At 66.2% G+C, this 22834-nt stretch carries 27 protein-coding genes and 1 tRNA gene; 6 read left to right on the top strand and 22 right to left on the bottom strand.

Going from position 1 to position 22834, the window contains the following annotated elements:
- Positions 1 to 62: 62 nt before the first annotated feature.
- Together LRA87_RS07735 and LRA87_RS07730 are read right to left on the bottom strand one after the other, a co-directional pair.
- Positions 63 to 353 (bottom strand): DUF2218 domain-containing protein, encoded by a 291-nt coding sequence (locus tag LRA87_RS07735; protein WP_230630739.1) that lies wholly within the window; start codon positions 351 to 353, stop codon positions 63 to 65.
- Positions 350 to 940, bottom strand: a complete 591-nt coding sequence (locus LRA87_RS07730) for a PadR family transcriptional regulator (RefSeq protein WP_230630737.1) — start codon at positions 938 to 940, stop codon at positions 350 to 352. The genes LRA87_RS07735 and LRA87_RS07730 overlap by 4 nt, the downstream gene beginning before the upstream one ends.
- Positions 941 to 1072: 132 nt before the next feature.
- Between LRA87_RS07730 and LRA87_RS07725 the strand changes: the two genes are divergently transcribed.
- The 4 genes from LRA87_RS07725 to LRA87_RS07710 all read left to right on the top strand — a co-directional run bounded on the left by LRA87_RS07725 (position 1073) and on the right by LRA87_RS07710 (position 4828).
- A complete protein-coding gene (locus tag LRA87_RS07725) occupies positions 1073 to 2392 on the top strand; it encodes a replication-associated recombination protein A (protein ID WP_230630735.1) in 1320 nt (439 codons plus the stop codon).
- A gap of 45 nt (positions 2393 to 2437) precedes the next feature.
- Positions 2438 to 2513 (top strand) — tRNA-Thr (locus tag LRA87_RS07720).
- Positions 2514 to 2673: 160 nt separating this feature from the next.
- Complete coding sequence (locus LRA87_RS07715; protein ID WP_230630733.1) at positions 2674 to 3933, top strand: tyrosine-type recombinase/integrase; 1260 nt, start codon at positions 2674 to 2676, stop codon at positions 3931 to 3933.
- A gap of 22 nt (positions 3934 to 3955) precedes the next feature.
- On the top strand, positions 3956 to 4828 hold the full coding sequence (locus LRA87_RS07710; protein ID WP_230630731.1) for a hypothetical protein: 873 nt from the start codon (positions 3956 to 3958) through the stop codon (positions 4826 to 4828).
- 549 nt (positions 4829 to 5377) lie between these two features.
- On the opposite strand, the gene LRA87_RS07705 is transcribed toward LRA87_RS07710, so the two are convergent.
- Entirely contained in the window at positions 5378 to 6658 is a 1281-nt protein-coding gene (locus LRA87_RS07705; protein ID WP_230630729.1) for a tyrosine-type recombinase/integrase, read from the bottom strand.
- Positions 6659 to 6684: 26 nt separating this feature from the next.
- Here LRA87_RS07705 and LRA87_RS07700 point away from each other — a divergent pair, with 26 nt between their 5' ends.
- Positions 6685 to 6885 (top strand): hypothetical protein, encoded by a 201-nt coding sequence (locus LRA87_RS07700; protein ID WP_230630727.1) that lies wholly within the window; start codon positions 6685 to 6687, stop codon positions 6883 to 6885.
- A complete protein-coding gene (locus tag LRA87_RS07695) occupies positions 6882 to 7109 on the top strand; it encodes a hypothetical protein (protein WP_230630725.1) in 228 nt (75 codons plus the stop codon). The genes LRA87_RS07700 and LRA87_RS07695 overlap by 4 nt, the downstream gene beginning before the upstream one ends.
- A 228-nt stretch (positions 7110 to 7337) precedes the next feature.
- On the opposite strand, the gene LRA87_RS07690 is transcribed toward LRA87_RS07695, so the two are convergent.
- The 19 genes from LRA87_RS07690 to LRA87_RS07600 form a co-directional block, all read right to left on the bottom strand.
- A complete protein-coding gene (locus LRA87_RS07690; protein ID WP_230630723.1) occupies positions 7338 to 7730 on the bottom strand; it encodes a hypothetical protein in 393 nt (130 codons plus the stop codon).
- 247 nt (positions 7731 to 7977) lie between these two features.
- Positions 7978 to 8478, bottom strand: a complete 501-nt coding sequence (locus tag LRA87_RS07685; protein ID WP_230630721.1) for a hypothetical protein — start codon at positions 8476 to 8478, stop codon at positions 7978 to 7980.
- Positions 8475 to 8936, bottom strand: coding sequence for a hypothetical protein (locus LRA87_RS07680; RefSeq protein WP_230630719.1), 462 nt, complete (start codon positions 8934 to 8936; stop codon positions 8475 to 8477). The genes LRA87_RS07685 and LRA87_RS07680 overlap by 4 nt, the downstream gene beginning before the upstream one ends.
- A gap of 203 nt (positions 8937 to 9139) precedes the next feature.
- Complete coding sequence (locus LRA87_RS07675) at positions 9140 to 9682, bottom strand: lysozyme (protein ID WP_230630717.1); 543 nt, start codon at positions 9680 to 9682, stop codon at positions 9140 to 9142.
- Positions 9675 to 9911, bottom strand: coding sequence for a hypothetical protein (locus LRA87_RS07670; RefSeq protein ID WP_230630715.1), 237 nt, complete (start codon positions 9909 to 9911; stop codon positions 9675 to 9677). Before LRA87_RS07670 ends, LRA87_RS07675 begins: the two co-directional genes overlap by 8 nt.
- 82 nt (positions 9912 to 9993) lie before the next feature.
- Positions 9994 to 10203, bottom strand: coding sequence for a hypothetical protein (locus LRA87_RS07665; RefSeq protein WP_230630713.1), 210 nt, complete (start codon positions 10201 to 10203; stop codon positions 9994 to 9996).
- Position 10204: 1 nt separating this feature from the next.
- Positions 10205 to 12649, bottom strand: a complete 2445-nt coding sequence (locus LRA87_RS07660; RefSeq protein ID WP_230630711.1) for a glycoside hydrolase family 55 protein — start codon at positions 12647 to 12649, stop codon at positions 10205 to 10207.
- A gap of 13 nt (positions 12650 to 12662) precedes the next feature.
- Positions 12663 to 14969, bottom strand: coding sequence for a phage tail protein (locus tag LRA87_RS07655; RefSeq protein ID WP_230630709.1), 2307 nt, complete (start codon positions 14967 to 14969; stop codon positions 12663 to 12665).
- Positions 14962 to 15360 carry a DUF6950 family protein gene (locus LRA87_RS07650; RefSeq protein ID WP_230630707.1) on the bottom strand — a complete coding sequence of 133 codons (399 nt, stop codon included), beginning with the start codon at positions 15358 to 15360 and terminating at the stop codon, positions 14962 to 14964. Before LRA87_RS07650 ends, LRA87_RS07655 begins: the two co-directional genes overlap by 8 nt.
- A gap of 2 nt (positions 15361 to 15362) precedes the next feature.
- Positions 15363 to 15983, bottom strand: coding sequence for a hypothetical protein (locus LRA87_RS07645; protein ID WP_230630705.1), 621 nt, complete (start codon positions 15981 to 15983; stop codon positions 15363 to 15365).
- Positions 15983 to 16630 (bottom strand): hypothetical protein, encoded by a 648-nt coding sequence (locus LRA87_RS07640; RefSeq protein WP_230630703.1) that lies wholly within the window; start codon positions 16628 to 16630, stop codon positions 15983 to 15985. Before LRA87_RS07640 ends, LRA87_RS07645 begins: the two co-directional genes overlap by 1 nt.
- Positions 16627 to 19683, bottom strand: a complete 3057-nt coding sequence (locus tag LRA87_RS07635) for a M15 family metallopeptidase (RefSeq protein ID WP_230630701.1) — start codon at positions 19681 to 19683, stop codon at positions 16627 to 16629. The genes LRA87_RS07640 and LRA87_RS07635 overlap by 4 nt, the downstream gene beginning before the upstream one ends.
- A gap of 149 nt (positions 19684 to 19832) precedes the next feature.
- Positions 19833 to 20249 carry a gene transfer agent family protein gene (locus LRA87_RS07630; RefSeq protein WP_230630699.1) on the bottom strand — a complete coding sequence of 139 codons (417 nt, stop codon included), beginning with the start codon at positions 20247 to 20249 and terminating at the stop codon, positions 19833 to 19835.
- A gap of 86 nt (positions 20250 to 20335) precedes the next feature.
- Positions 20336 to 20743: a hypothetical protein gene (locus tag LRA87_RS07625; RefSeq protein WP_230630697.1), complete on the bottom strand. Its 408-nt coding sequence runs from the start codon at positions 20741 to 20743 to the stop codon at positions 20336 to 20338.
- Positions 20744 to 20766: 23 nt separating this feature from the next.
- Entirely contained in the window at positions 20767 to 21177 is a 411-nt protein-coding gene (locus LRA87_RS07620) for a hypothetical protein (protein WP_230630695.1), read from the bottom strand.
- Positions 21174 to 21767 carry a hypothetical protein gene (locus tag LRA87_RS07615; RefSeq protein ID WP_230630693.1) on the bottom strand — a complete coding sequence of 198 codons (594 nt, stop codon included), beginning with the start codon at positions 21765 to 21767 and terminating at the stop codon, positions 21174 to 21176. The genes LRA87_RS07620 and LRA87_RS07615 overlap by 4 nt, the downstream gene beginning before the upstream one ends.
- Positions 21767 to 22102 (bottom strand): phage head closure protein, encoded by a 336-nt coding sequence (locus LRA87_RS07610; RefSeq protein ID WP_230630691.1) that lies wholly within the window; start codon positions 22100 to 22102, stop codon positions 21767 to 21769. Before LRA87_RS07610 ends, LRA87_RS07615 begins: the two co-directional genes overlap by 1 nt.
- Entirely contained in the window at positions 22099 to 22431 is a 333-nt protein-coding gene (locus LRA87_RS07605) for a head-tail connector protein (RefSeq protein WP_230630689.1), read from the bottom strand. The genes LRA87_RS07610 and LRA87_RS07605 overlap by 4 nt, the downstream gene beginning before the upstream one ends.
- Before the next feature lie 2 nt (positions 22432 to 22433).
- Positions 22434 to 22787 (bottom strand): hypothetical protein, encoded by a 354-nt coding sequence (locus LRA87_RS07600; protein ID WP_230630687.1) that lies wholly within the window; start codon positions 22785 to 22787, stop codon positions 22434 to 22436.
- Positions 22788 to 22834: the final 47 nt, after the last annotated feature.

Here is a 22834-nt window from a genome sequence, read left to right as displayed (position 1 = left end):
CGCGTCGACCAAATCTTCGTTTGTCCCCGACCTCCCGCTGCGGGGTAGCAATGTGAAGGTTCCTACCCTTCCCGCCAGTCGAACGTCAGCGGCGCCTCGCGAAACGCGAACCGATCGAGATGGCTCGACACTACGTCCCGCATCCGTTCGACATCGTCGCCGTCCGGTACGGTCAGCACCACATCCAGCGTATCGCTGTCCGCCTTCATTTCCAGCACCGATCCGCCGGGGAACGCGATACGGCCCTCTTCCGCGGTGAAGCTGACCTCCATCTTGTGGCTCCAGTGCTTGGCGAGTTGTTGAAGGTAACGACTGGCCGACCCGGTCGGCACACGGGCAACGGACACACTCACTTCAACCTCTCGATCTTCTGGACCACCGCGTCGATTAGCGCCGCGACCTCATGCGCAGCCTCGTCCGACAGGTCACCGTCCTCCAGCCGGTTCTGCAACACGGTGCGCAGGTTGCGCATCGCCCGCCGGATCGGCGCGCGGTCGCTGCGTGCGCGATGTTCGCCAGCCGCCGTCAGCCGCGCCATCATAGCCGCTACCAGCTCCGCATTCTCCAGCAGATGGGCAGTGCCCGCATCGGTCACCCCGAAGCGTTTGCGCGTCGTCTCCGATGGCTGTTCGGCGATCAGTTCCATCTCCGCCAGCATCGTCAGTGCCGGATAGACCATACCGGGGCTGGGCGCATAGGCCCCGCCGGTTAGTTCCTCGACCGCCTTGATCAGTTCGTACCCGTGCCGCGGTTCGTCCGCGATCATCTTCAACAGCACGAGCCGCAACTCGCTGCCGTCGAACATCCGCCGCCGGCCGCCACCGCCGCGACCGTCCTCCTGAAACCCACCGAAGCGCGCTTCGGCATGAGCGGCCCAGCCGCCCCATCCGCCACGCGGTCCGCAGCCGCGACCACCGTGTCCGTGCATATGTTTAAACATCGTCGTTCCTCTATTCCGATGCATCCAAGATATATCTTCCAAAGAAATGTACAAGATCTTTCAAGATATATCTAACGAGCTACAGTCTGCTCCGGGGGTGACGCGCTCGCCCAGCCATCCTACGGACACGGCATGGCCGACCTGCTGACCGGGCTGGAACCCGAACCCGCACCGGATATTACCGGCGCCAACGCCCCCCTCGCCGACCGGCTGCGTCCTCGCGTGCTGGCGGACGTCGTCGGACAGGAGCACCTCACCGGCCCTGAGGGTGCAATCGGACGGATGGTCGCGGCCGGTCGCCTATCCTCCATGATCCTGTGGGGACCGCCGGGCACCGGCAAGACCACGATCGCCCGCCTGCTCGCCGCCGCCGTCAACCTTCGCTTCGTTGCAATCTCCGCGGTCTTTTCCGGCGTCGCCGATCTGAAGAAAGCCTTTGCCGAAGCGCGCGACCATGCCCGTCTCGGCAGACGCACGTTGTTGTTCGTGGATGAAATCCATCGGTTTAATCGCGCACAGCAGGACGGGTTTCTTCCTTATGTGGAGGACGGCACCGTCACTCTCGTCGGCGCCACGACCGAAAACCCGTCGTTTGAACTTAACGCCGCCCTCCTCAGCCGCGCGCAGGTTCTGATCCTCGAACGTCTCGGTCGCACGGCGCTCGAGCAGCTGATCGACCGGGCCGAGGCGTTGGAGGACCGCCCCCTGCCCCTCACCCCGCCGGCCCGCGATGCACTCATCGCCAGCGCGGACGGCGACGGGCGTTTCCTGCTCAATCAGGCAGAGACCCTGTTCTCGGTCGACCTGCCCGAACCGCTCGATCCCGCTGGCCTGTCGAACTTTCTCCAGCGTCGCGTCGCGATCTACGACAAGGATCGCGAAGGCCATTACAACCTGATCAGCGCCCTTCATAAAAGCATCCGCGGTTCGGACCCGCAGGCCGCGCTCTATTACCTCGCCCGGATGATCACGGCAGGGGAAGAACCGCTCTACCTGCTACGCCGGCTCACCCGTGCGGCGGTCGAGGATATCGGCCTCGCCGACCCGCAGGCGCTGGTCCAGTGCATCGCCGCGAAGGACACATACGACTTCCTCGGCAGCCCGGAAGGCGAACTCGCGATCGCGCAAGCCTGCCTCTATCTCGCCACCGCTCCCAAATCGAACGCGGCCTATATGGCCCAGAAGAAGGCGTGGCGCAGCGCGAAGGAGACGGGGTCGCTGATGCCCCCCGCCAATATCCTCAACGCACCGACCCGATTGATGAAGCAGAACGGCTATGGTGCCGATTACGCCTATGATCACGATGCCGAGGGTGCATTTTCCGGCGCCAATTACTGGCCCGACGAACTGGAGCCGCAGACCTTCTACGAACCATCCGGTCGTGGGTTCGAAGCCCGGCTGGCCGAACGTCTTGCGCATTGGGAAGCGTTGCGCCGCGAACGACGCGGCTGATCCCTCTGGACTAGCCGGCCCGCTTGTCGCATGGGGCCATCGAACGCCGGTTTAGCTCAGCTGGTAGAGCAGCGGTTTTGTAAACCGAAGGTCGCGGGTTCGATTCCTGCAACCGGCACCATTCTCTGCCGTCATTTGCCGCCAAGAGGCACCATTTTGCCCGGAAAGCTCAGGTTTTCCGGGCTTTTCGTTGGCGTCAGAAGCCGTCATATGCCATCAGCAGAAATCGTGGCTTTTGGGGGCATCGTGGGGGCATCACGCGAATCGGTTGGGGGCATCGGTTGCTGACCGACAAGCAGTGCCGTGCCGCGACCCTGGAAGGGGGCAAGTCCAAGCTCTTCGACGGCAACGGGCTCTACCTGGAGATTCTGCGGTCCGGCGCAAAGTCGTGGCGGTGGAAGTACCGGTTAGAGGGCAAGGAGAAGCGACTGACGTTCGGGCTTTACCCGACGGTGTCGCTGAAGGATGCACGAATCGAGAGGGAGAAAGCCGCAGCGCTGCTGCGGACGGGCGTCGATCCTGCGATCGATCGCAGCGGCCGTGCGGCAATGACGCAGGCGGACGCCGAGCCGACCTTCCAGGAGGTCGCGCTCGACTGGCATGCGAGCCAGACGAAGCTCTTCGACGCGAAGCACGCCAAGAGGGTGAAGCGGGCACTGGAGAACGACGTGTTCCCGGCGATCGGCAAGCTGCCAATCAACCAGGTGACCTCTCCGCAAATCGTGACGTTGCTCCGGGCGATCGAAGCGCGAGGTTCGGCGGACGTCGCGCATCGCGCGCGCCAGCGGATCTCGGAAGTGTTCGTCTACGCGCTGGCGAGCGCGATCGCGACGAAGAACCCAGCCGCGGAGATGGGCAAGGCACTCGGTCGCGTGCGCAAGCGCCACTACCCGGCCGTGCAGACGATCGAGGCCGCGCGGCAGATGCTGAAGACCGTCGAGGCAAGACGGCTGTACCCCCTCACCCGCGTCGCCTCGCGCCTGCTGGCGCTGACGGCGGTCAGGTCGGGTGTGCTACGGCTGGCCGAGGTTCACGAGTTCGAGGATCTGGACGGCCCGGCACCGCTCTGGCGAATTCCGGCGGCCAAGATGAAGCTGGCGCAGGAGCGCCGGGACGACGCCGCCTACGAGTTCATCGTGCCGCTATCGAGGCAAGCGGTCGAGGTGGTGAAGGTGGCGATCGCATTCAGCGACGCGAAGGGGCTGATCTTCCGATCAATCCGCCTCGCGGCACGGCCGATCAGCGACAGCACCATCAGCAAGGCTTATCGCGACGCAGGCTATGCCGGCGTCCATTTACCACACGGCTGGCGCGCCACGTTCTCGACGGTCATGAATCGACTGGCGGCGGAGGAGGATCGCAAGGGCGATCGCGAAGTGATCGACCTGATGCTGGCGCACGTCGACGGCAGCGTGGAGGCTATCTACAATCGCTATGCATACATGCCGCGCCGGCGCGAGATCGCGCAGGAGTGGGCCGATCTGCTCACTGTCGGGCTGATGCCACCCGAACAACTAGTCGAGGGTCCTCGGCACTCGTAGCGCTCGGGACGGAGGTGCGGTCGTGACCGCCCTTTCCTCGACCCCGACAATCCATTCCTTCGGACATCTCGCCGGCCGAATCGCTCAGGCCAGCGCCCCTCGTGATCGCGGCCCTGATCGACGCGTTCGCGCCGGCTGCATCGATGAGGCGGAGCCCGCCGCTCAGCCTTGGGATCGGAACCGCTTCAGCTCGTCGGCCGAGCGGATCTCGACGACCGAGTCGCTGGTTGCCGTCACGAAGGAGCTGGAGGCCGAACATCGCGCGGCATTCCCGCGCGGCGCACTTAAGGAATTGCAGGACGACCAGCAGCGCCTCCGCGCCGAGGCAGCCGAGCTTGCCGCCCTGCCCGCCGATCAGCGCCCCATCGGCCGGCCGGCCGCAATACGGATCGAACTGGAGAGGATTGCCGCTGCGCTCGAGCAGCACTCGCTCGGCATCACCCGGGCCGACGTGCGAGTCTATGAAGCCATCTTCGACTTCCTTTGCTTCGCAGGTTCAGGCCAGTGGTTTCCCTCCTGGGCGGCGATCGCCGTGGCGGCGAATTGCTGTGAGAAAACGGTCGGCCGCGCGCTGAAGCGCTTCAAGCATCACGGCCTGATTGCATGGAAGAGCCGCAGTACGATGAAGTCTCGCCGATGCGACCCGGCGGCCAAACAACGCGTGCAGACCAGCCATGCCTACTTCCTCGATCTGAAGAAGCGGATGGCCGAGCGCGTGTACCAACGCTTCGTGCAGCTGCGCGATCGCCGGCTCAAGCGTTTCGGCCTCGCCAAGCCGCCGGCTGCACCGCGCCATGCTATTGCTGCCCCTCCAAACCGTGACGTCGCCGACCAGCGACGGGCCGTCGCCAGCCTCGGTGCCGCCCTCTCGGGTCCAGACGGACATCTTGGCTGAGTATGGAGCATCAAGATCTATAGAGGATGAGGAACGTCTCCGCTGAACGCGGAGCCGGCGCTATTTTGACCATCCCAACGCCGAAACGGCACGCGACACGCACCCGACCGCCAAGACCAGGTTGTCGGGACGCGGCGGCTTGCGCCGCCACGATGCTGCCGGGGACGTCAGAGTTTGGGACAGGTCTGGACCAAACCGGCACCGCGCGCTCGTCGCGCCGTCGGGAAGGTCGGATGTGGCACCCGATCTTTTTACTCTGGAACATCTCGCACCGCGCACGACGGCACTACGCGGTGTCCGGCCTCTTACCCGCCCGACTTTCGACCTGCCGCCCCCTCGCCCGAGTTCGCGCCAACTCCTCGCGGGTAACCCGGAGGCTGTCACGCAAATCAGCCATCTCGGCGAGGTGGACTCGGAGCACCTCCCGCTGGCTCTGGACGGCCGCACGGATTACATCGGTCTCTAGCTTTAAATCTGCGAGGCGTTCCCGTGCGCCCGCAATTTGATCGTCGATGTCCATCGTCACCTCACAACAGTGCCGCCGTGCTGTCAGGCGGCACGTTGCTGGGCAACATCCTCGATCAGTCCATCCAGTTCGTTCGCCCAAGCTTGGAACAACCGGCGCCGCGGCGACATCTGTACGGCTCGATTGTACGCCGCCTCAACCTTGCGGTTGATCCCCTCCTCCTGCTCGGCCTTGCCGTTGCCGGCGTGGCCCAATGCCTTATCGATCGCCGACCGCTGGTCCGGATGGCGCTCGTTGAGGATCGTCGAAAACGATGCTCTCCATCCGTGCGGCACATGGCGGCCGGCGAACCCCGCGCGATCGTAGAGCGCGCCGATCGCCGCCTCACCGATCTGCCGGCCTGGCCGGCCGGTGAAGATGAGGCCGTGCAAATTTGCATCGAGAGAATGCATATTCGCATCGGCACGATGCATATCGCGCATCTCGCGCAGCAGCTCCACCGCCTGGCGCGCCAGCGGCACCAGGTGGTCGTTCTTCGGATCGAGCTTCTTCGCTGCCGCGAGCTTCATCCGACCGGCCGGTACGCGCCAGAGCGGCGCGGAGCCGTCGAGGTCCTCGATCTCTTCCCACCGGGCGCCGCGCACCGCGGCGAGGCGGACCGCGGTCAACGCCAGGAACCGAGACGCGAGTTTCACAGCCGGCGCGACGTCGACCAGCTCGGCCGCGGCGAGTAGCTCGCGAGCCTCCTCGATCTCGAGAAGCGCCGGATGGTGCCTCGTCGGCGCCGGCGGTGCCAGGACCTTGCCGACGATCGCCGCGGGATCCTTGTCGACCAGGCCGTCGGCCATAGCATAGCAGAACACCGCCGAGACGCGCTGGCGGACGCGGTGCGAGGTCTCGAGGCTGCCGCGCTCCTGGATCAGGCGCAGTGCGTTCAGCACCACCGGCACGGTGATCGCCTCGATCGGCATGGCGCCGATCGCGGGGAACACATCGCGCTCGAGGCTCGCCAACACGTCGGCCGCGTGCACCGCCGTCCAGCGCTGGCGCATATGGGTGTGCCAGCGGCGACCAATATACTCGAAAGCACGAAATTTGGGATCGTCGCCGGCGCGCGCTTCACGAGGATCCTCGCCGCGGCCGAGCTGCTCGCGTGCCTGGTCTCGCGCGACACGCGCCTGGTCTAGGCTGATGTTGGGAAAGCTGCCGATCGTCAGCAGCTGCTCCTTGCCATCGCGGCGAAACCGCCAGCGGAATGAGCGCAGCCCAGTCGGCGCGACGTAGAGGTGCAGGCCGCCCTGGTCGGCCAGCTTGTAGGCGACCGCGCGCGGCCGCGCGGCTTTCACCGCGGCGTTGGTCAGCATATGAACCTCTGAAAGGGAGAATCGGGATGGCGTACAAAGATGATCTCGCGGCCGAGTGGCGGCGGCAGATCGAGCAGCTCGATAAATCTATTGCTGCTTGGGAGGCTGGCCCCCTGAAGGCGTGGCACAACGGCGTCGATGTTACTTCGGAACAGGCTCCGATGTTGCGACGGCATCAGCAGGCGTTGAGGGACGCTTTAGAAATTCTCGAAATGGAGAAAGAATGATGCGCGCGCGTGTTCTAGCCGGCGATAGCGACGAGCTGATTGGCGACTTCGAATTCGATGAGGTGCCTCGGCCTGGCGAAGAGATCACGGTGCCCGGGACCGGCGATGACGGCGTGCGTATCTTCGTTGTTCGGGAGGTTTGCCATGTCGCAGCTGGGGCAACGATCGGGGATTACGGCACCGGACCGTGTACCGTTCTGCGCTACTGCGAAGAGATTCACTGAACGGTATATTGGAAGCCGCTCAGCTTGTCCCGGCAACGGATGCTCGGGCGGTGAGTGGCCTCCGATCGGCGGTGACCTCCTCTGCCCGAGTTCGTGCTTTGACTCGGAAAACGGCGGAGACGTCCTCCGCCGCGGCCGCGCTTTTCTGCCACTTTCGAAAGCGCGATACCCGCGATCCAGCCGTTTCGTACCCGCACCCGAATGGCCGGAAACGCCCAATTTCGGACATTAGCATTGTAGGAGATAGGACGATTTAGTGCTCTCATATTCGTAGAAGCCAAGCCGACCGGGGATGCATGAAACGAACGCCCCGTTACCCATGCCGATGATTGCATCCAGAGCCTCGCCTAACGGCATCTCGCGCCCGTCGAGGTCACCGTTTGCGGCGAGAACGTAGCAGGTGGAAAGCGCACCTCGCCCGCGCAGCATGGCTTCGACTGATCCGGAGAACGCTTCACTGCCGACAAGGTGTTTAGCGCAGCGAGGATCGAGGCGCACCGAGTGGTGTAACAGCTCTCGAACCGCGCGGCGGCGCGTGTCCCCGAGTTCAAGTAGGGTTTTCAGTCGCCGCCTGGTCGGCTCGGCAAGGAAGGTAAGAAAGCCGCGTTCGTGGTCGTTCATGAGTCGATGGTGGCCGAGCCGCAAGCAGCAATCAATGATGTCCGCTTTCCACCCAGAAGCAGACATTGGCGTCGTAGTGGGAACGATTGTACCCGCTCGGTACCCACTCCCCTCGGAAAACAGATCGGTGAAATACCCGCTCGATACCCAGGCGACTGATCGAGGAAGGCAGAAGCGAGCCTAGCTCCCTCGTAACGTGCACCGGTCAGGTGGTTTCCTGACGACGCGGCGGAGGAAGCCTCCCCCGCTATTGCGTGATCGGGATCGCGAGCACCTGGACGGTAATCCCGGCCGCCGGCGCGCCGTTCGGATCGAACGCCAGGAGCGCGCTCAACGTCAGCAGCGCGGCGGGCAGCGGCCGGGCAAGCCAGCAACGGCCGGCCGCGCCTGTCATCGTCGACGAGGACACGTTGCAGACGATGGGCTGGTTGCCGGTGTTCATCGGCAGCGGCAGGGTGACCGGCGCCGACGGCAGCGGCTTCGACCAGGTAATCGACCAGGTGCCGTTCGCGTCGGTCGCCGACGCCATCCCTGCCCTGGTAATCCTGACCGGCACAAAGTCGGACCGGACGCAGGTCGTGGCGCTCCCGGCCGATGGTGTGGTGCTCTCCGCCGACGGGATGGTCGAGCCCGGCGGGCAGGCATTCGCGGCGATCGCGGCGACGTCCGCCTTGCTGGCGAGCTTGGTGGCGTCGATCGGCGCCTGTGCCACCACCGCCTGGGCCGCAATGAGCACGAGAAGGCTCATGCCGGCACCCGCGCAAGAACGGCGTTGCAGGCGGTGGTACCGGCGATTGTGATGCGGACGACGGCGTAGCTGCCCAGCGCCAGGCTGGTACCGCCCGTTGTATCGCTCGCCGCCTTCGAGATGACCGTTTGATAGGTGCTGCTATCCGGGCCCAGCACCTGCAGGTTGAGGGTGCCATAGCCGCTACACGCCTGCGACAGGATGTACTGGCCGCCGAACACGGTCGCCGCAGCTGAAGGCGTGTTGGCGTTCGCCAGGCGGAACGCCTCGCGTTGTCCGACGGGCAGCGGCTGATCGGCGCTCACGGCCGCGCAGCTGCCGTCGGCCTGCCGGATGCAGGGAGCCTGCATAGGCGCAAAGCCGGCCGGCGCTGCGATCGATGGGGCGGTCTGCGACCTGGCCGCGGCGGGCACTGCCATGGCGAGCACGATCGCGGCGGCGAATGCGAGGTGTCGCATCGTGGTTTCCTTGTAGATGGCGGAGGATTGTCAGGAATGCGGGACGGGCATGACGCCCGTCCCTTCGATCAGCTCGCGGGCTTGGCCTTGGGAGCCAGCTTCTTCGCAGCGACCTTGGCTGCCGCGGCGATCGCCATCGGCACCAGGATCTCGCGCGCGAGCATCTTCAGCAGTTCCTTCATCTTCTTCCTCCGGTGGTGAAGTCAGATGCCGGTGAGGCAGAGGGCGCGCTCCCGGCCGCGGCGAGCGACCAGACCGGCGAGCGTGCGGCCGCCGGCCTTCACCCACATGGTGAAGGCGTCGCAGCCGGCCGCCCACTGGCCGGCGTTGAAGCGCCGCGCGACGGTAGACTTGCAGAAGCTCGGCCAGCCAATGTTGTAGGCGAGGCTCACCGCGGCGGCCGCCTGGTTCGGCCGACCGTAGAGTGCCGGCACGCAGGCCACGACGTGGCGGGCCATCTCGACCAGTTCGGCCTCGAGGCGGGCGGTACATTGCGCCGGCGTCGCCACCTGCCCCATCCGGACGCCCGCGGTCAGGCCGTCGCAGATCGTCGCCACCTTCACCGCATCGAGGTAGGCGCGCAGATACTGCGGTCCCGAGATATGGCGGATCGTCGCCTCTCCGGTCGGCGCGATCGTCACCGCGACCTTGCGGCCGCTCTCCTCGGCGGGAATCGAGGTGAACAGAGCGGCCGCCGCAGCGACGCTGCCGAGAACGCCTACAAGCGTCTTCTTCGCATCAGCCATCGAGCTTCTCCTGGTCAGCGCTCACGTCGGCGGCCGGCGCGATCGCGCGCGGCGGTCGGCGCATGATCCCGCGGACCGTTTCGGTCTCGAGGATCCGGATCAGCGTCCAGATGATGGTGAGAAGCGCTGCCACGTCGGGCAGCAGTTTGGCGATCGCGCCCAAAGCAATGCCGGCCGACGCGAGATCGACAGGCAGCTTTACCGCGCCGGGAACGTCGTCCAGCGTCATCGATAGCTCCAGATTTTGAGGACGACGCCAGTGCGTCGTGACCAGCGGCCGCGGCGCTGCAGGAGCACCGGTGCCTGTTCGTTCAGGTATTCGGACGCCTAGCCACAGAGTCTTCGAGGATCGTGATCAGGATCTGCTTCATCGCTTCGGTGGGCGTCTTCGGAAGCTTGGGCAGGATGGCGGATAGTTGATCCCGGATCGCTTCGGTTGGTGCATTGGCGATCGCTCGCTCGAGGTCACTGGAACGCTGGTGATCTGCCGCGCGCTGAAGGCTGTCCAGGTAAGTGCGCATGTTATCTCCTGTTCCAATCGGCCCGGCGCATCTGCAATCCGCAGAACCGCCCCTGACCCTGCTTCACCACCATGCCAGGGCCGACGAAGACCGCGGCCGATCCCTGCGGGATGACGACAACCTGCCGCACATAGCGCCAGACGTTGGTTACGAACCCGCCAGCGACGTCAGCGACCATCAGGTACGCGGACGGTAGGCGAGCGCCCGCACCATCATATTGGATCAATGCCAGCCCGACGTTGTCGCCCTCGTGCCGCCTGATCCATCCCTCGACCAGAAAGCGATCGCCGGCACCGCCGCGCGTCGCCGTCCGTTTCAGCGCGGCGAGGGACGATCCATCAGCCGTGAAGAACCCGGCCTCGCCGACTGTTGCGGTGAACATCGACGTGGCGAAGGCCGGGGTCGGCACGTCGGACGATTGCCCGCTCGCCATCTCCCCGAAAAACCCAACGGGGTAATAGCCCTCTGTCGTGTTGCCGGTGCGGTCGATCTCGCGCAGGTCGAGCATGTCGTTGCCGTTGCTGTCCAGGCGGAACACGTCAGTGGGATTGCTACCGTCGGGCATCCAACGCGTGCTCTCGATCGTGACCGACTCGTTGCGAGCAGACACCAGCGGACGATTTCGCGCCCATTCGTCGATCTGACAGTTGATGATCGCGATGTTGACTGCCGGCGCATCGGTGTTGTCGACGAGCGGCCGATCGGAGAAGCCGCCGGTGCCGAGCGGACGCTCGAAATGCACGTCCGACACCTTCAGCTTCGCGCCGGCGGTTGCGGTGGCCGCAATCTTGAACTGTGGCGTGACCGACTGCGTGTTGAGGACGCGGCCCCCACTCATGTTGAGCACGCCAGAGCCAGAGATGCGGAACGGCACCGACACCTCCGTGATGACGTCCGAGACGTAGACGGTGCCACCCATGATGTCGGCCGCGAAGCCGAGCGGATCGATCGTGTTCTGGATCTCCCCGCCGTTGATCATCAGATTGCCGGCCTCGATCTCAAACGACCGGTTGGCGATCGTGTCGAAGTTGCCGGGTGATCTCGTCGCCCATTCCTCGTCGTGGGCGACGAGATGCGGCGTGACGAGAAAGGCGAAGCCATTGGCGTGATTGTTGTAGAGCGGGTTCTGCACGCCGCGGGTGCGGTAGTTGACGTAGTTGTTCTCGGACTGCGCGTAGTAGGTGCTCGTCAGACCGGGCATCTCACCGTAGATGATACCCCGCTTCGCGTACCGGATTTCAAGGTTGACGAAGCTGTTGTGTTGGCTGCTGTCGTTCGCATTGTAGTGCCACAGCGCACAGGTGTAGTTGAGGTTGAAGTTGAGGTCGATCTGCATGTTCTCGATGCAGCAATGCAGCCCGCCGAAGCGCAGGAGGCAATCGGTCGGCTCGGTCGCACCGCCGAGCAGCTTTGCATTCTGGAAGACCCAATTCGCCTCCGCTCGCATCGCGACAAGCGTCGTCACCTTGTAGATGCCGGTCGGGAATAGCAGCGTGCCGCCACGTCCGACGAAGTCCATTGCCGCTTGAACCGCTGCGGTATCGTCTGCGATCCCGTCGCCCTTCGCACCGCCGCTGAACCGCGTGTCCTTAACCGAGACGAAGTCGCTGAGCTTCCCCAGCACGGAGCGGCCATCATAGCTGACCTTGTCGGCACCACCCGGACCAGCCAGCGCGGCCGGGGTGAGCGCTCGCGCGACCTCGTTAGAGCCGCTGCTGACCTTTTTGTAGTAGATCAGGCTGCCCGAGCCGTCGTCGGTGGCAAAGAGCTGGCCGGCCGAACTCGCCGCCTCCCCGGCAGCGCGTGTCGGAAAGTATCGGCTTGCGGCGATAGCCATCGCCGCGGCCAGTTCGGCACTAGCTCGATCCGCTTCCGCGCGGTCCGCGGCATCGCCGGCACGCTTGGCAAGCGGCGCGACCAGATCTGCGTCGACGATCTTCACAGTCACTTGTTCTTCTCCGAAGGTCAGCCGAGCGGCGCTCCATGGCGTAGACACGGGCAGGCGCGGACGACCGCGACCCGGCACGCGATTGGCCGGGGCAACATCGGCCCCGGTGATTCCATCACCCGTGATTTCGAATTCGCCCCGCGCGAGGCGTCGCTTCCGACCCGCGATCGTGATCTGCATGTCCCAGCGCAGCTGGGTGGCATCGCCGATCTCGCCGGCATACGGCAGGCGCTCCAACGTCGTCTCGTTGATGACGATCTCGATGTGGCTCGTCGGCAGCCCGTTGCCGTCGATCGTGACCTCGACCAGCCGCAAGCCTTCGGCGTTTCCATTGCTCACCATGAGCAGATCGACGAACGGAGCCCCGGGCGTATCGCCATCGAGGCGGACCTGTGCACGCATACCGATCCCGGTGAGGTCGACCCCCTCCACGAAAAGATGACGCACACAAGCGCCGTACCGATCGGCGACGATCGGCAAGTACGCAGCTTTGGACATCGACTTCTCCGGATCAGATCGACGCTGGTGCAGCCTCGTCGGGCTGCTGCATCTTGATGTTGTGGTTCAGCACGCGTGAGCCGTCCGGCTGAACGGTGACGTAGGTGCGGGCGTCTGCGACGGTGATCTTGGCAACGCGCGCAGATCCGCACGGCTGGCCGATGGTCTTTGCCTTCCGCCACCAGCCATTGCGGTCGAACTGATGCTCCGCCGTGGCGATCGGTAGCCGATCGGCCGAAAACACATCCGCCTCGTGGAAGCTGACTTCGGTGAGCGCATAGGCGCCCCAGACCCGAGTGACTTCGTGCTGCGTCCACAAGATGTCGCCAACGACCAGGTCAGCAGCTCGCTTTGTGATGCCGCCATCGGTCCGACCGGTGTTCGCCAACAGGACCAGCGTATCTTCGACGACGCAGACGCTCTCACGACCGCCTCCTGCGCCGCCACCGCCGCCCGTCGAGGTGCCGGTCGCCGGGATAGTGACGAAGCCGACGTAGTGACGGGCGGGATGCGCCGCGCTGGCGAACGCCTCAGCGTCATCCTCATACGCAACGAAGGTCACGGCTCCGCCGGCGCGGTCCACGTCGTCGTAGGCAATTGAAACCGACGTCTCTGCGGGCAGCCCGCTGGCGATCGTCGCGCCAGCGACCGCGATATCGCCATCCGTGTAGCGGCGCGTATGGTTGGCGATCGTGATCGAGCCGTCCGCGCTGGCGGCGATGATGCCGATACCTGCCGTTGCCTCGACGATGAAGCTGCTGCGGATCGCGAGCTGCAGCACCGTATCGCTTTCGCCTGGAACATAAGCGGCCGGATCGGGGGCCATCTGCTGTGTCGCCACTGCGCCCTCCGCGATCTCGTCGGCCGCGGTCCAGGCGAACACCGATGCGGCGACCTCGCGCAGCGTCAGCGTCATCTGCCAACTCGCATCCGTTTGGTAGCCCTCGACGCGGAACCAGACCGAGCGGCCGCCGGTACGGCGCGCCGATGTCCAACAGACCCAATCGCCTTCTTCAATCTCGGAAAAACGCGGCCCCAGCGTTACGGTGGCGGTACGCAGCAGCCGGCCGAGCCGCCGCTCGATCTCGCCGCAACGCTGCGCCTGCGTGCCCGAGCTGACGAACTCGAGCGGTAGCGGGCGCTCGCGCGGTGAACCGTCGGCGATCAGATCGGCAACGACGCGCCGAACCGGAGCGGCGTGATCGGCCCATTTCTGCGCCGGCTCGTTATAGCGCGGCACGACGGTGTTGCACCACAGCTGATCGGCCTCCGATCGGAAGTCCGAGAAGGTGACGGGCTTGCCGACGACCAGGTCGAGGTCGGTGAAGAAGGCGATCGGAGCCTTGGCGTGGCCGGGCTCGACCTCGATCGATCCCTCGGGCTGAATGAGCACGCCAGCGCAAGCCGCGGCGAACTTCTCCTCGACTGATCCGAATTCCTCATCCGCACCGACCAGCGCCGACACGCGATAGCGCGGTTCGCTGCCTCCGGTGGCGAGCGCGACGGCTTCGGCGCACAGGTTGGCCGCTGCGGCCACGCGCTCGGGTGGAGCCTCGATCGCGCTCAGCCCGCGGCCGATCAGCAGCTGCGCCGGCTCATCGATCCGATCGCAGGCGTAGATCCCGCGGACCCAATTGTAGCGGCAGACCGCCAGATTGTCCGAAAACTCGCGGGTCGACGGGTCAGCCCAGCGATGGGGCCCGCTACCGCCGGCGACGGTCGAATCCTTGCGCGGGTCGTAGCAGAGCAGCCCGTCGACCACCCAGGTGAAGCTCGGCCGACCGCCGGGCCACGTCGGGTTCTTCTCGTTCTCGGCGTCCGCCTTGTACTCGACGACGACGTAGCAGATCCCGGCGAGGCGATCGGCGGCCGACCAGCCGCCATGCGCAATTAACGTCGGATCGGCCACCTGGTCGGCGGTGCCGGCATACCAGGTCACCCGCAGCTTGTTGTTGTAGCCAGCGACGAAGCCGTTCGCGGCGAACGGGACGTAGACGTCGCCGTTGTAGAAGCCGGCAAGCGCGGCGCAGCGGTGATCCGCCAGCGTGATCGCTAGGACCTCCCAATCGGTGTTGTATTTGCCGCCGTAGTTGAACCCGTCGAGCAAAGACCCGGCTGTCATCACCCGGCCGAGGATGCCCTGCCGCGGCGCCTCGCCGAGCTGCAGCGACGTCGCCGCGGCCTCACGTCGCGATCCCTTCGGCTGGGCGAGCGCGCCGCTGGTCAGCGATGCGCCGACCAGCACGAGCTGCAGGTTGCCGGTGACCGCGCCAGCCACGACGAGCGCGACGCCGGCGATCAGCTTGACCGTCTTAGACATCGATCGACCACGCTTTCGTCATCGTGCTGCGCGGCAGCCGCTTCAGGCCGCGCCCCCCGGGCCCGACGAGGGACAGCCCCTCGACGAAGAGCAAGCTGACGCCGAAGCGATGGTCGAACACGCCGGCGACGTCGCCACGCTGGGCCAACGCCGGCAGGATCGGCCGCAGCCGCTGATCGAGCGCCGTCTCGAGCCCGCCGAGCTGACGAATGACGCGAGCCGCGCCGCGCTCGGTCGTCCAAGTGACGTCGGGCAGCGGATCTTGGCCGGTTTGCGCCATGATGCCGGCGAGGATGAAGCCGACGCAGTCGTTGGCCTTGCGGCCCCAAGCGAAGGGCATGGCGCTACGACCGGCGATGAAACCGGCGAAGGCATCGATATCGCGAGCCATGGCTAGGCGGCGCTGACCGAAGACCCGGAGGAGGAGCCGCCAAGCGCCGACTTGGCGGCGGTCGGCACCTTGCCGCCCCAATACAGCATCTTCTGCCCGGCATAGCTGACGTGGCGCATGCCGCCGTCGTTCGCGTTGATCAGCCGCTGGTCGGCGTCGGTGCGCATGCGGCCGCCGCGTCGGCCGAGCCCGCGCGCTGCGCCCTCGACCATCGCGCGGATCACCGCGGCACCGCCGACCGTTTCCTCGGTGACGATCTGGTCGAGCCGGCCGCGGCGAAACACATGAACGTCGAGGCAGCGCGTGCCCGAGCCATTGAAGATCAGCCGGCGCAGCACGACCGGCGCGGCACGCACCTCGGCGGCATCGAGGACGTCGAGTGCGGCCGGGTCGACGCCGGACAATTCAAGCGTAAGATTCTGCGCGGCCGCGCCGATCGCCGCGGAGCCGGCCTGCACCAGACCGCGATCGCCGACGCCGAGATACTCCTTGCCGTTGATCGTCGTCGGCCAGGGGCCGCCCCACACGCGCACCGGCGGATCGCACATGATCTCGACCGCACCAACTGCGAGGGCGGTGCCATCGGCGATCGCATCGAGCGCCTCGTCGGTGAACGAGCGCATCAGGCGACCAAGTGCTGCGCGGCGGAAATCGTGCTGCCGCTGGTGAAATAGCCGAGGCCCTGCTCGCCGAGCTTGGTCTCGCCGGTGACGAGCCGCATCATGCAGCCGGCGCGGCGGAGCGTCACCTCCGCCCCGGCCGGGACGATCGGCGGCAGCGGCGGCTCGACAGAGACGGTCAACGCGCCGCCAGCGCCGGCGCGCGACGTCTCGACCGCCCGCGCGAGCGCCTTCTTGGTCGGGCCCCAGCTCAGACCGATGTAATCGCCGACCGCGACGATCTGGCCGGCGAGGAGGCCGGTCAGCGCCAGCACCGCGACGTCGTTTCCGTCGATCGACTGCGCCCAGCTCGCCGGCGTCGGATTATAGGGCCGCCCGTCGCGGTGATAGCGCGGGTGCTGGCGATCGATGTCGAAGGCGAAGAACGGCCGCTGGGGCCCACGCTGCACGGCGAGCCACGCCCGCCAGATGTCGGCATGGTCGAAGCTCATGGCGTTGAGCGTGATCTTCATCAGCCAACGCGGGAAACCGCCCGTCATTGCGCCGAGGTTGCCGCCGGCCTCCGGCGACAGGAAGTCGCCCCGCTCGGGTTCGAACGTCAGCCCCATCGCGCCGACCGTCGGCATGATCATCGGGAAGGTCAGCGTCATGCGATCACCCTCCTCTGCTTGGCATCGACGATCGCTTGCACCGCCTGCGCCGGCAGATCGCGGCGCAGCTGGTCGAGAGCGGCTTCCAACCGGGCAAGGCCCGCCGGGTCAGCGCCGCGCGCATCGATCGAGATCGGGATCGACACATGATCGCTACCCGGCGCGCGCATGCTGTCTGGTGCCGGCAGGCTGCGCATGAAGATCCGGCTGGGCTCGACCAGGCCGCCGGTGGCGAGGCCCGGGACCTGCAGCGTGCCCTTGTTCATAGCGTCGATGATCGGCCACCAGCGTGCCGTCGCCTCGGCCGTCACGATCGACTCGCCGTTTGACACCATCAACGGCTTGGTGCCGTCAATCATGGCAAAGATGCTGTCCGACGTGCCGGTACCAGGACCGCTGATGCGGCCGCCGGTCGCCTTGCCCTCGACCTTGCCGCCTTCCGCGAGCTTCAGCCCGAAGAAGCTGCCGGCACCCGGTATGGCGGAGATGATCGCCCGTTGGATCGCGATGCGCGCGAGATCGGCGATGATCGACGACGCCATCTTCTTGAAGGCTGAACCGACGCTCTCGGTCCCGTCGATCAGCCCGAGCAGGCCACTTTCCAGCTCCTGAAACGCGTTGACGGTCACGCCCTGGAGGGCTGTGTCCATATCGTCGGCGGTTTCCTTCAGCTGCTGCCGGTACCGCTCCATCGGCGTCGCATTCTGGCGCTCGACCTGCGCGGTGCGCAGCGGATGCTGGGCGTCGATATCCTGCAGCATCGATTCGCCGCGGGCCCAATCGGCCGGATTGTCCGAACCGATCAGCTTCACCGCCCGCGCGCGCTGCTCGGCCTCGTCGTTGGCGAGGAGGCGCAGCGCGATCGCGCGCCGGCCGGCGTTGGTCGTGGCAAGGTCGCCCTGCAGCTGCAACATCGCCGACGATCGGCCGAGTGCGTCGCGATCGGCGTCGAGCTGCTGATCGAGCAGTGCCATGCCCTGCGCCTTGCGCACCGCCTCCGTTTTCATCGCCGCATTGGCGGCGTTGACCAGCTTCACCGCATCCGCCTGACCCTGCGTCCAGCGCTTCTGTGCGACGCCGGCCTGCACGGCACTATCGAGGCGCTCACGCTCGAGCGTCACCGCCGCGGCGTCGAGGTCGGCCGCGGCGCTGATGTCGAGGGTGCGATTCCGCTCGAGCCGCAGCTGCTCCTCCTGCGCGCCGCCGAGCAGCTGAGTATAGGCCTCGGCATCGCGCGCCCGCTTCTGCTCGGCCGCTTCCTCCGATCGCGCGATCGATTCCTGCGACTTACCCTTCTCACCGAACCCGACGTGGAAGACGCGCTGCGCCGGCTCATTGAGCAGCTGCCGGATTTTCACACCCTGTTTGGCGAACGCCTCCCGGATCGAGCTTTCGCTGATCCCAGGGCCATAGGCGATATCGATGGCCTTGCCGCGCTCATGATCGCTGGTGCCGGGGCGGGCGACCGGGCCTGCATGGCGGCCCGCCATCTTCTCGTCCCAGATCTGCTGCTGCTTTTCGGTCGACCGCAGGCCGCTCGTGACGCGGCCGCCGATGCTGGCGGCAATCGCCGATGCTTCGGCGATCGTGACCTCGCGGCCGATCTGATTGTTGTTCGGCGTGCGGTTGGCGGCAGAGATCTTCTTTTGTGCTGCCTCGACCTCTGCCTTCTGCTGTGCGCGGAGCGTCGCCAGCTGCTTGGTCAGCACGGCATCAACCGTGCCTTCCGCAATCGCTCGCTTCTTCGCCTGCTCGATCAGCCCGTCCGCGGCGTCATAGCGGCGGTTGATTTGAGCGACCGGGTCGATCGACCGCTTTGCGGCCTCGTCCGCCAGCTCGGCCCGCGACCGGTCGAGCGCCTTGGTCCCCTCAGCGATTTTGGCATCGACCGCGCCGAGTTCCTTCGTGAGCTTCGCGACCCTCTTGGCCGCCTCACCCTGCACGACTGAGCCGCCACCTGCCACGCCACCGTAACTACCACCATCGGCAACGCGCTGTGCGCCACGGGCATCGCTGAGTTGCTTCGCTAACTTCGCACGATCCTTGCGAAGCTGCTCAACGTCTTCTTTTGCGCGGATGTTGGTCAGCTCAGCGTTGGTCTTCAACGCATCGTTCTGCTTCTTCAGTTCCTCGGTGAGCTGCCGGACATCGTCGATCGCGCCCGCTTCCGTCTTGCGGAATGCATCCTTCGCCTGATCGGCGATCGCCGCCTTTTCGGCATTTGACTTTAGCTGATCGGTTTCTTCCTTCAGCGCATCGCCATGCTCGATCACCTTTGCGATCAGCGGCAGCAGGACGGTGACTCCAACAGTGGCGGCGATGCCCCACCCGGACGTCAGGAAGCCAGCGACGGCTTCCATCTTGCCGCCCATCCCCTGGACGGCAAAGGCAGCCTGCCCGATCTGCTGTGAGAAGGCGGTGACGACGCTCTGCCCGGAGACCACCTGCACCGAGAAGTCCTGTAGCTGCTGCCCTAGCATGATGGTGGATTGGCGCTGCTGCTCGTTGCGGCCCGTCACGACGCGCTGCACGATGCCGTTCGCCTGCAGCTCGTTCCGGACCATTCCAAGCACATTCGCCTGGTTTCGGAGCGCCACCGCCTCTCGCTCCGCCTGCTGAGCATTGGCCTCGGATGCGACGGCGAGGATCCGCTCCTCCGCCCCGGCCTCGCCAGCACGTTGCGCCACAGTGGCAGCGGCCGCGGCCATTTGGCGTAGCGCGGCTGCCTGATGCTCGGCCGCGGTGGCCGCCTGCTCCGCCGCGCCGGCGTTGAGAACGGTCAGCGCGCCGCCCTGCGAAGGCTGATCGAGCACGGCCTTGGAGTTTGCGCGGATCGCCTCAAACGTCTTGGTATAGCTGCGCTCGAGCTGCTTGGCCTGCGCCGGTGCCGATGCACCCATATCGGCAAAGGCCTTCTCGACCTCCGCCTTCACATCGATCGCGGCGCTCGACAGCGACAGGAGGGCGGTACGGCCAGCCTTCGATGCCGCGCTGACGCCATCGGCGTTGCCCGTGATCGAAAGGTACAGCTCGCGGGTTTGACGTCCTGCCATCCGCGCCTCCTATTGTCGCTTGTTCGCCTCGTGGCGCGCGTCGATCATCGACCAGAATTCATGGGGAGTGGCCGACCAGAACTGGTCGGCCGACCATCCGAAGCTGTCCTGAGCGATTCCCTGCATGCGGCGGAAGCGTGCCGGCTGGTCTACGTCGCTTCCGCCGCTTTCACATCCCCCGACGCATCGCGCCCGCCCGTCGCGGCATCGAGGAGGCAGAGCGTCAGGCGCGACGTGGCGTGCGGCAGGCCCTCTTCGAAGATCAGCTCCTCGATCCGCTCGGCGCTGATGTTGCGCGTGAACCGATCGTCGCGATCTGCGCCGGCGCGGATCAGCTCGGCCGCGATGATGCCCATCTGCCCGAGCGTCAGATCGCCGGTGTTGCCGAGCCGGACCAGCGACAGGGTCGCGCGCTCCGTCTTCTTCTCGATCGCCTTCAGCGCGCTATGGCTCGGCCGCAGGCGATACAGGGTGCCGGCGAGCGTCAGCTCGTGCTCGCCGCGCTCGGCGTTGGCGGTCGGCTGGTCGCCGGCCGGCCGATCGTCGGCCGAGACATCGTCCGCCACGACACCGACAGGCGCGGCCGGCGCTGTTGAACGCGGCCGGCGTGGGGCAGTCGCTTTCGCGGCCTGCCCTCCGGTTGCGCCGCCCATTACGCGGTCGCGGTGAGGTTGTCGGTCGTCGGAACGGCCGCGTTGACCATCTCGGCCGACCAGGTGGCGGTGCCGAGCGGGAAGTCGGCCGAGAAGTTGCCGACGGCGACCATGCCGGCGAACCGGGTCACCTCGCCCTTCTTGATCTCGATCTCGATGTGCGGCGGGGTCGCCTTCGATGCCGCCTCGAGCGCAGACAGGCCGGCGTCCGGCAGCTTCACGTTGCCCGACGTCGAGATGTTGATCGTCGCCTGGCCGAAGCTGCCCGAGCCACCGTCCTTGTCGGCGGTGTCGATCGACGGCGTGTTGCGCTTGTAGCTGAAGGTCGTCTCGCCGCCGATCTTCACCGTGGCGTTCTCGCCGGTCTTAACGAAGATCCGCGTTTCGCGGCCCTGTTCGGTAGCCATAATAGGTCTCCTGGTAACGCCGGTCAGTCCGGCTCGGCTTGGATGTCGAGGGTGGTAAGGCCGGCGAAGGTGACGCCATCGCGCGCCGCGGTGCTGGCGATCGCGCCGCGCCACTGGACGCGGTACGTCGCGCCGCCAGCCTGAACGCGGGTGTCGTGGGTGGCGAGCCGGACCTGATGAAGCATGGCCAGCAGCTCGCGACGATCGCTGCCGCGGTAAACGGTGTGGATCTCGGCCTCGAGTTCCTCGAGCTGCTCGTCTTTGCCGCCGGCTTCCTCGGTGACGATATCGCCGACCAGGTGGAAGGGCGGCTGAAAGTTTTCCTCGAGCGTATGGCGCACCATCTGCTTCTGTTCCGCTGGGAGGCGTGCGCGGATCAGTTGGATAATCGCGTCCTGCGTCCCGGTCAGCAGATCGAGCGGTGCGGCCATCATGCGACTCCCGTGCGGGCGATCGCGTTCGCCCAAAATTCGGACAGGTGGTTCTCGGCGACCTCGACCAGCAGCGGCTGCGCGACGAACGGTCGAGCCGACTGGGCCTTCACGCGGAGCTTGTACGGGTCGCCGACGTAGGTGCCGCGGTTGGGGCTTGAGCTGCGACGCAGCCGGCGCTTGGGCGTGTGGTACGTCGTGTGGGTGCCCTTACCCCTGCCCAGCCCCCGCTTCGTCCGCTTCTTGATCCGGCGCGTAACGAGGACCGTCTGAGCAGCAACGCCACCTTCGACCATCCTACCGTAGAACGGTCCGCCGGCGACGGCCTTGCGTTGGCGGCCGTTGAAGGTGCCGCCAGCCCGCGCGCCGCGCAGCAGGCCGACTTTGATCTGCAGGCGCTCGAGCAACAGCTGGTAGGTGAGCGCGCGATCGAGTTCGCCGCTCGCCTTCGGGACATCCTGGTGCTGGGCGGCCGACAGCTCGCGCGCCACGATGGCTAGTTCGACGGCAAGCTCGTCGTGCGCCGCGGACGGCAGCCGGTCGAGCAGGCTGTATGTCTCCGCCAAGCCCCGGATGCCATTGGCCGCTGCCATCAGGCGGTCGCGATCGCGTTTTCGGTGTCGGCGATGATCACCAGCCGCTCCCGGCGGCCGTCCGGATCGACCGACGACCGGATGTTCAGATCCACGCCGTTGAAACGCACCTGATCCTTCGGCTGAAGGTCGGCACGATAGCGCATCGTGATCTGGTAGACGCTGACGCTGCGCAACACCTTCTCGCGGACGGCTTCGGTGCCGGTGAGCCCGATCACCTCGGCGGGCACCGCCGGTGCGATCGCCGCCCAGGTGGTGACGTAGCCGCCACCGTTATCGACTTTCGTCGCACGCACGATGTCCACACGGTCGCGCAAGCGACCGGCCGCGATCATGCCGCGATCTCGCTGCCGTCATCCCACAGCTTGATCGAATCGATCAGCCAGCTGGCCGTCATCGGCACGACCGCGGGCGCTCTGCCCTGGGCCGTCGCTTCGCGATTGGCGTACCAGTGACCGACGATCAGCCGCATCGCGTGTCGGGCGATCTCAAGATCATCGCCGACGATCGTCGGCGCGTCGCCGGCGATGATGTGGCCCGTGTCCTTCTCGACCTTGCGCCGCGCGGTCAGCAGTAGCGAGACAAGATATGTGTCCTCGTCCGTCGCGCTCACGTTCAGGCGCAGGTGCGCTTTGATGTCGTCAAGCGCGACGGGCTCGGCCATGGTCAGGCGTCCTCGCCGAGGCTCTTGGCGAAGGTCACCGCATCCGGGTGCGGATCGACGTTGCCGGCGAGCTTCTGCCGCTCGACCTCGGCTGCCGGCGCGGTGAAGATGTCGTTTGCGGCGTGATCGCCGAATGCGACCAGCACGCGCGCTTCGACCAACTCGCCATCGTCGACCATATCGGCTCCCGCGGCCTGCTCGGATCCGGCGTCGGCGACGGGCGGTTCGACGGCCGGGGCCGTATCGGTTGTGGCAGCCGGCTTCTCGACCGGCGGGGTCGCATCAGCTGCGGTGATCGTGGCGGGGATCGGCTGGCCGCCAGCAGGTACGGGCTGGCGTTTAGGCTTGGGATCCATGGGGACCTCCATCATGCGGTTTAAAGAAGGTGGCGGGGCCGTAGCCC

Origin of the sequence: Sphingomonas sp. Leaf37 (assembly GCF_920939475.1) — a bacterium.
Taxonomy (GTDB): Bacteria; Pseudomonadota; Alphaproteobacteria; order Sphingomonadales; family Sphingomonadaceae; genus Sphingomonas.
This window is presented reverse-complemented; position numbering and strand designations above follow the sequence as displayed.

What these genes read in the sequence shown, in the direction of transcription:
- LRA87_RS07730 (WP_230630737.1), bottom strand. Translation starts at nt 940, where the DNA reads ATGTTTAAACATATGCACGGACACGGTGGTCGCGGCTGCGGACCGCGT.
- LRA87_RS07725 (WP_230630735.1), top strand. Translation starts at nt 1,073, where the DNA reads ATGGCCGACCTGCTGACCGGGCTGGAACCCGAACCCGCACCGGATATT.
- LRA87_RS07705 (WP_230630729.1), bottom strand. Translation starts at nt 6,658, where the DNA reads ATGCTGACCAACGCCGCGGTGAAAGCCGCGCGGCCGCGCGCGGTCGCC.
- LRA87_RS07700 (WP_230630727.1), top strand. Translation starts at nt 6,685, where the DNA reads ATGGCGTACAAAGATGATCTCGCGGCCGAGTGGCGGCGGCAGATCGAG.
- LRA87_RS07695 (WP_230630725.1), top strand. Translation starts at nt 6,882, where the DNA reads ATGATGCGCGCGCGTGTTCTAGCCGGCGATAGCGACGAGCTGATTGGC.
- LRA87_RS07690 (WP_230630723.1), bottom strand. Translation starts at nt 7,730, where the DNA reads ATGAACGACCACGAACGCGGCTTTCTTACCTTCCTTGCCGAGCCGACC.
- LRA87_RS07685 (WP_230630721.1), bottom strand. Translation starts at nt 8,478, where the DNA reads ATGAGCCTTCTCGTGCTCATTGCGGCCCAGGCGGTGGTGGCACAGGCG.
- LRA87_RS07680 (WP_230630719.1), bottom strand. Translation starts at nt 8,936, where the DNA reads ATGCGACACCTCGCATTCGCCGCCGCGATCGTGCTCGCCATGGCAGTG.
- LRA87_RS07675 (WP_230630717.1), bottom strand. Translation starts at nt 9,682, where the DNA reads ATGGCTGATGCGAAGAAGACGCTTGTAGGCGTTCTCGGCAGCGTCGCT.
- LRA87_RS07670 (WP_230630715.1), bottom strand. Translation starts at nt 9,911, where the DNA reads ATGACGCTGGACGACGTTCCCGGCGCGGTAAAGCTGCCTGTCGATCTC.
- LRA87_RS07665 (WP_230630713.1), bottom strand. Translation starts at nt 10,203, where the DNA reads ATGCGCACTTACCTGGACAGCCTTCAGCGCGCGGCAGATCACCAGCGT.
- LRA87_RS07660 (WP_230630711.1), bottom strand. Translation starts at nt 12,649, where the DNA reads ATGTCCAAAGCTGCGTACTTGCCGATCGTCGCCGATCGGTACGGCGCT.
- LRA87_RS07655 (WP_230630709.1), bottom strand. Translation starts at nt 14,969, where the DNA reads ATGTCTAAGACGGTCAAGCTGATCGCCGGCGTCGCGCTCGTCGTGGCT.
- LRA87_RS07650 (WP_230630707.1), bottom strand. Translation starts at nt 15,360, where the DNA reads ATGGCTCGCGATATCGATGCCTTCGCCGGTTTCATCGCCGGTCGTAGC.
- LRA87_RS07645 (WP_230630705.1), bottom strand. Translation starts at nt 15,983, where the DNA reads ATGCGCTCGTTCACCGACGAGGCGCTCGATGCGATCGCCGATGGCACC.
- LRA87_RS07640 (WP_230630703.1), bottom strand. Translation starts at nt 16,630, where the DNA reads ATGACGCTGACCTTCCCGATGATCATGCCGACGGTCGGCGCGATGGGG.
- LRA87_RS07635 (WP_230630701.1), bottom strand. Translation starts at nt 19,683, where the DNA reads ATGGCAGGACGTCAAACCCGCGAGCTGTACCTTTCGATCACGGGCAAC.
- LRA87_RS07625 (WP_230630697.1), bottom strand. Translation starts at nt 20,743, where the DNA reads ATGGCTACCGAACAGGGCCGCGAAACGCGGATCTTCGTTAAGACCGGC.
- LRA87_RS07620 (WP_230630695.1), bottom strand. Translation starts at nt 21,177, where the DNA reads ATGATGGCCGCACCGCTCGATCTGCTGACCGGGACGCAGGACGCGATT.
- LRA87_RS07615 (WP_230630693.1), bottom strand. Translation starts at nt 21,767, where the DNA reads ATGGCAGCGGCCAATGGCATCCGGGGCTTGGCGGAGACATACAGCCTG.
- LRA87_RS07610 (WP_230630691.1), bottom strand. Translation starts at nt 22,102, where the DNA reads ATGATCGCGGCCGGTCGCTTGCGCGACCGTGTGGACATCGTGCGTGCG.
- LRA87_RS07605 (WP_230630689.1), bottom strand. Translation starts at nt 22,431, where the DNA reads ATGGCCGAGCCCGTCGCGCTTGACGACATCAAAGCGCACCTGCGCCTG.
- LRA87_RS07600 (WP_230630687.1), bottom strand. Translation starts at nt 22,787, where the DNA reads ATGGATCCCAAGCCTAAACGCCAGCCCGTACCTGCTGGCGGCCAGCCG.